The organism is Pseudomonas sp. MF6396 (assembly GCF_002018915.1).
GTDB classification, from domain to species: domain Bacteria; phylum Pseudomonadota; class Gammaproteobacteria; order Pseudomonadales; family Pseudomonadaceae; genus Aquipseudomonas; species Aquipseudomonas palmensis.
On sequence record NZ_MVOK01000060.1, the window covers coordinates 1 to 5,996 of the forward strand.

Consider the following 5,996-nt stretch of genomic DNA (forward strand, 5'->3'; position numbering starts at 1 on the left):
CAGGCGCGCATCGTGCAGGCGTGGAACCCGGTCGAGGCGGAGCACGCGCCCGGGCCGTGCATTCACCAGCGCATCGCGGCGCAGGCGAACCGGACCCCGCAGGCCATCGCGGTGGCCTTCGGCGAGCAGTCGCTCAGCTATGCCGCGCTCGACCAGCGTGCCAACCAGCTGGCACACAAGTTGCGCGAGCAGGGCGTGGGGCCGGATGTACTGGTCGGCCTGGCGGTGGAGCGCAGCCTGGAGATGGTGGTCGGCGTGCTGGGCATTCTCAAGGCCGGCGGCGCCTATGTGCCGCTGGACCCGGAATACCCGCAGGATCGCCTGGCCTACATGATCGAGGACAGCGGCATCAAGCTGCTGCTGACCCAGGCGCACCTGGAGTTGCCTGCTACTGCATCGGTCGAGCGCGTGATCCTCGAGAGCGGCGCTGCATGGCTTGAGGGCTACAGCACTGCCGCGCCGGTCAATCTCGCCACGCCGGACAACCTGGCCTACGTGATCTACACCTCCGGCTCGACCGGCAAGCCCAAAGGCACGCTGCTGCCGCACCACAACGTGATGCGCCTGTTCGCGGCCACGCAGCATTGGTTCGATTTCGACGCCAGCGATGTGTGGAGCGTGTTCCACTCCTACGCCTTCGACTTCTCGGTGTGGGAGCTGTTTGGCGCGTTGCTGCACGGTGCCAAGGCGGTGGTGGTGCCGCGTGAAGTGGCGCGCTCGCCGGAAGACTTCCATGCACTGCTGGTGCGCGAGCAGGTCACGGTGCTGAACCAGACGCCGTCGGCGTTCAAGCAGCTGATCCCGGTGGCCTGTGCCAACCCTTCAGCGTTGGCGCTGCGCTATGTGGTGTTCGGTGGCGAGGCGCTGGATGTGGCCAGCCTCAAGCCGTGGTTCGAGCGTTTCGGCGACCAGCAGCCACAGCTGATCAACATGTACGGCATCACCGAAACCACGGTGCATGTGACCTATCGGCCGCTGAGCCTGGTCGACCTGCAGCAGGACGGTGTGAGCCCGATCGGCGAGGTGATCCCGGACCTGTCGTGGTACCTGCTCGACAGCGACTTCAACCTGGCCCCGCCGGGCTGCCACGGCGAGCTGCATGTGGGCCGTGCCGGCCTGGCGCGCGGTTACCACCAGCGCGCCTCGCTGACCGCGCTGCGCTTCGTGCCCGACCCGTTCGACCGCAGCGTGCTGGGGGGCGGGCGGCTGTACCGCACCGGCGACCTGGCGCGCTATCGCGGCGACGGGGTGATCGAGTACGTGGGGCGCATCGACCATCAGGTGAAGATCCGCGGCTTTCGTATCGAACTGGGCGAGATCGAGGCCAAGTTGCAGGGGCACCCGGCGGTACGTGAAGCGGTGGTGCTGGACATCGAAGGACCGAATGGCAAGCAGTTGGCGGCGTACCTGATTGCAAGCGACGAACAGGCTGCACCGGCCGACCGGCTCGCCAGCCTGCGCGAGCACCTCAAGGCCGTGCTGCCGGACTACATGGTGCCGGCACACCTGATGTTCCTGGAGGCCTGGCCGCTGACCGGCAATGGCAAGCTGGACCGCCGTGCGTTGCCCAGGCCCGATGCCAGCCAGTTGCAGCAGGCCTATGTGGCACCGCAGAGAGAGCTCGAGCAACGCATCGCGGCGATCTGGGCGCAGGTGCTCAAGCTTGAGCAGGTGGGCCTGACCGACAACTTCTTCGAGCTGGGCGGCGACTCGATCATCTCGATCCAGGTGGTCAGCCGCGCACGCCAGGCCGGTATCCACTTCACCCCCAAGGCGCTGTTCCAGCACCAGACGGTACAGGGCCTGGCCAGCGTGGCGACGCTCGGCCAGGCGCAGCGCCAGTCGGACCAGGGGCCGGTGACCGGCCAGGCGTTGCTGCTGCCGATTCACCAGTACTTCTTCGATCAGGCAATACCCCAGCGCCATCACTGGAACCAGGCACTGCTGCTCAAGCCGGGCCAGTTGCTGGAGGCCCACAGGCTGCAACAGGCCATGCAGGCGCTGATGGCCCATCATGACGCGCTGCGTCTGCGTTATGCCCGGCAGGCCGATGGCCGCTGGTGGGCGCAGTATGGCGCGGTACAGGCAACCCCCGAGGTGGTGTGGGCTGTGCAGCTTGAGACTGCCGATGCCTTGCCGGCGCTGTGCGACAAGGCCCAGCGCAGCCTGAGCCTGGAGCAGGGCGAGCTGCTGCGCGTGGTGCTTGCGACCCTGCCCGATGGCAGCCAGCGCCTGCTGCTGGCGATCCACCACCTGGTGGTGGACGGCGTGTCGTGGCGCATCCTGCTCGAAGACCTGCAGAGCGCCTATACCCAGCTGGCGGCCGGGCAGGTGGTGAGCCTGCCAGCCAAGACCAGTTCGACCCAGGCCTGGGCGCAGCGCCTGCAGGCGCACGCAGCCAACCTGCAAGGTGAACTGTCCTACTGGAGCAGCGAACTGGCGGGCGCCAGCGCCGAGCTGCCGTGCGACAACCCGCAGGGGTCTGTGCAGGCTGTCCACGCCGCCCAGGCACAGACGCGCCTCGATAAGGCCAGTACCCGGCAACTGCTGCAACAGGCCCCGGCGGCCTATCGCACCCAGGTCAACGACCTGCTGCTGACCGCCCTGGCGCGAGTGATCGCGCGCTGGACCGGGCGCGATGAGGTGCTGATCCAGCTTGAAGGCCACGGTCGCGAAGAACTGTTCGACGACATCGACCTGACCCGTACTGTGGGCTGGTTCACCAGCCTGTTCCCGGTCAAGCTGAGCCCCGCCGACAGCCTCGACGGCTCGATCAAGCGCATCAAGGAGCAACTGCGCTCGGTACCCGAGAAGGGCATCGGTTTCGGCGCACTGCGCTACCTGGGCGACGCGAAGGCCCGTGAAGCCCTGGCCGCGTTGCCGGTGCCGCGCATCACCTTCAACTACCTGGGCCAGTTCGACGCCAGCTTTGCCGACGAACAGGGTCAGGGCGGCTTCTTCAGCCCGGCGGGTGAGCCTGCCGGCGCCACCCAGAGCCCCGAAGCACCGCTGGGCAACTGGTTGTCGATCAACGGCCAGGTGTATGGCGGCGAGTTGACGCTGAACTGGAGCTTCAGCCGCGCAATGTTCGCGCCCGCGACCATCGAGGCGTTGGCCCGCGCCTATGCCGAGGAGCTCGAGGCGCTGGTTGCCCATTGCGTGCAGCCAGGCAGCGTTGGCGTGACGCCTTCGGACTTCCCGCTGGCCAGGCTGACCCAGGTGCAGCTGGACAGCCTGCCGATTGCCGCCAGCGAGATCGACGATATCTACCCGCTGTCGCCGATGCAGCAGGGCATGTTGTTCCACACCTTGTACGAACAGGGCGCAGGCAACTACATCAACCAACTGCGGATGAATGTGAAGGGGCTGGACGTGGAACGTTTCAGGAACGCCTGGCAGGCCGCACTGGACCGTCACGATGTGCTGCGCGCCAGTTTCGTGACCGGCTTCGAACAGCCCCTGCAGGTGATTCGCAAGCAGGTCGAAATGCCGTTCGCCGTGCTGGACTGGCGGGCGCAGCCGACGTTGCACGCCAACCTGGACAGCTGGGCCGAGGCCGACCTGCAGCGCAGCTTCGACCTGCAGGATGCGCCGTTGCTGCGCCTGACGGTGATCCGTACCGACGTCGATCACCATCACCTGATCTACACCAGCCACCACATCCTGATGGACGGCTGGAGCAACTCGCAGCTGCTGGGCGAAGTGTTGCAACGCTATGCCGGCCAGACGCCAGGGCATTCGGCCGGGCGCTACCGCGACTACATCCAGTGGCTGTCCGAGCAGGACAGCTCGCGCACCGAGGCGTTCTGGCAGCAGCAGGTACGTGACCTCACCGAGCCGACGCGCCTGGTGCAGGCGCTGCGCAGCGACAAGGCGCAGTTGGGGCAGGGCCATGCCAACCATTTCCAGTTGCTGGATGTGCAGGCCACCCAGGCATTGGGCGAGTTCGCCCGCCAGCAGCGGGTGACGGTCAACACCCTGGTGCAGGCCGCCTGGCTGTTGCTGCTGCAACGCTACAGCGGACAGGCCTGCGTCAGCTTCGGCGCCACCGTGTCGGGGCGCCCGGCCGAGCTGGACGGGGTGGAGGAGCAACTGGGGCTGTTCATCAATACCCTGCCGGTGGTCGCCAGCCCTTCGCCCGAACAGGCCGTGGGTGCCTGGCTGGAGCAGTTGCAGGCACAGAACCTGTTGCTGCGCGAGCATGAACACAGCCCGCTGTACGAGATCCAGCGTCTGGCAGGCTCGGGCGGCGAGGGGTTGTTCGACACCTTGCTGGTATTCGAGAACTATCCGGTGGCCGAGGCGCTGCAACAAGGCGCGCCGGCCGGCCTGGCGTTCCTGGGTACGCAGAATCACGAGCAGACCAACTTCCCGCTGACGCTGATCATCGGCCTGGGCCGCGAGCTGTCGGTGCAGTATGCCTACGATCAGGCGCGGTTCAGCAGGGCCAGCGTGGAGCAGATCGCCCGGCACTTTGCCAATCTGCTGCAAGGCATTGTGCGCTCGGCGCAGCAACGCATCGCCGAGCTGGCGGTGCTGGATGTCGAGCAGCAGCAACAGGTGGTCAAGGCCTGGAACCACAGCCCGGCGTGCTACCCGGGCGAGCGCTGCATCCACCAGCGGATCGCCGAGCAGGCGGCGTTGCGTCCCGAGGCGCCGGCCGTGGTGTGCGCCGGGCAGTCATTGAGCTACCGCCAGCTCGACCAGCGTGCCAACCAGCTGGCGCACAAGTTGCGCGAACAGGGCGTGGGGCCGGATGTACTGGTCGGCCTGGCGGTGGAGCGCAGCCTGGAGATGGTGGTCGGCGTGCTGGGCATTCTCAAGGCCGGCGGCGCCTATGTGCCGCTGGACCCGGAGTACCCGCAGGATCGTCTGGCCTACATGATCGAGGACAGCGGCATCAAGCTGCTGCTGACCCAGGCGCACCTGGAGTTGCCTGTTACTGCATCGGTCGAGCGCGTGATCCTCGAGAGCGGCGCTGCATGGCTTGAGGGCTACAGCACTGTCGCGCCGGTCAATCTCGCCACGCCGGACAACCTGGCCTACGTGATCTACACCTCCGGCTCGACCGGCAAGCCCAAAGGCACGCTGCTGCCGCACCACAACGTGATGCGCCTGTTCGCGGCCACGCAGCACTGGTTCGATTTCGACGCCAGCGATGTGTGGAGCGTGTTCCACTCCTACGCCTTCGACTTCTCGGTGTGGGAGCTGTTTGGCGCGTTGCTGCACGGTGCCAAGGCGGTGGTGGTGCCGCGTGAAGTGGCGCGCTCGCCGGAAGACTTCCATGCACTGCTGGTGCGCGAGCAGGTCACGGTGCTGAACCAGACGCCGTCGGCGTTCAAGCAACTGATCCCGGTGGCCTGTGCCAACCCTTCAGCGCTGGCGCTGCGCTATGTGGTGTTCGGTGGCGAGGCGCTGGATGTGGCCAGCCTCAAGCCGTGGTTCGAGCGTTTCGGCGACCAGCAGCCACAGCTGATCAACATGTACGGCATCACCGAAACCACGGTGCATGTGACCTACCGGCCGCTGAGCCTGGCCGACCTGCAGCAGGACGGCGTGAGCCCGATCGGCGAGGTGATCCCGGACCTGTCGTGGTACCTGCTCGACAGCGACTTCAACCTGGCCCCGCCGGGCTGCCACGGCGAGCTGCATGTGGGGCGTGCCGGCCTGGCGCGCGGTTACCACCGGCGCGCCTCGCTGACCGCGCTGCGCTTCGTGCCCGACCCGTTCGACCGCAGCGTGCAGGGGGGCGGGCGGCTGTACCGCACCGGCGACCTGGCGCGCTATCGCGGCGACGGGGTGATCGAGTACGTGGGTCGCATCGACCATCAGGTGAAGATCCGCGGCTTTCGTATCGAACTGGGCGAGATCGAGGCCAGGCTTCAGGAGCACCCGGCGATCCGCGAGGCGGTGGTGCTGGATATCGACGGCGCCACCGGCAAGCAACTGGTGGCCTACCTGCTGGCTGCCGGGCCGGTGGAGGCGGCGCAGCAAAG

General features: G+C 67.1%; 1 protein-coding gene. It reads left to right on the forward strand.

Annotated elements, in window-relative coordinates:
- Nucleotides 1-5,996, forward strand: a 5,996-nt coding sequence (locus tag MF6396_RS27635; RefSeq protein WP_153046143.1) for a non-ribosomal peptide synthetase, incomplete at both ends; no start/stop codon positions are given.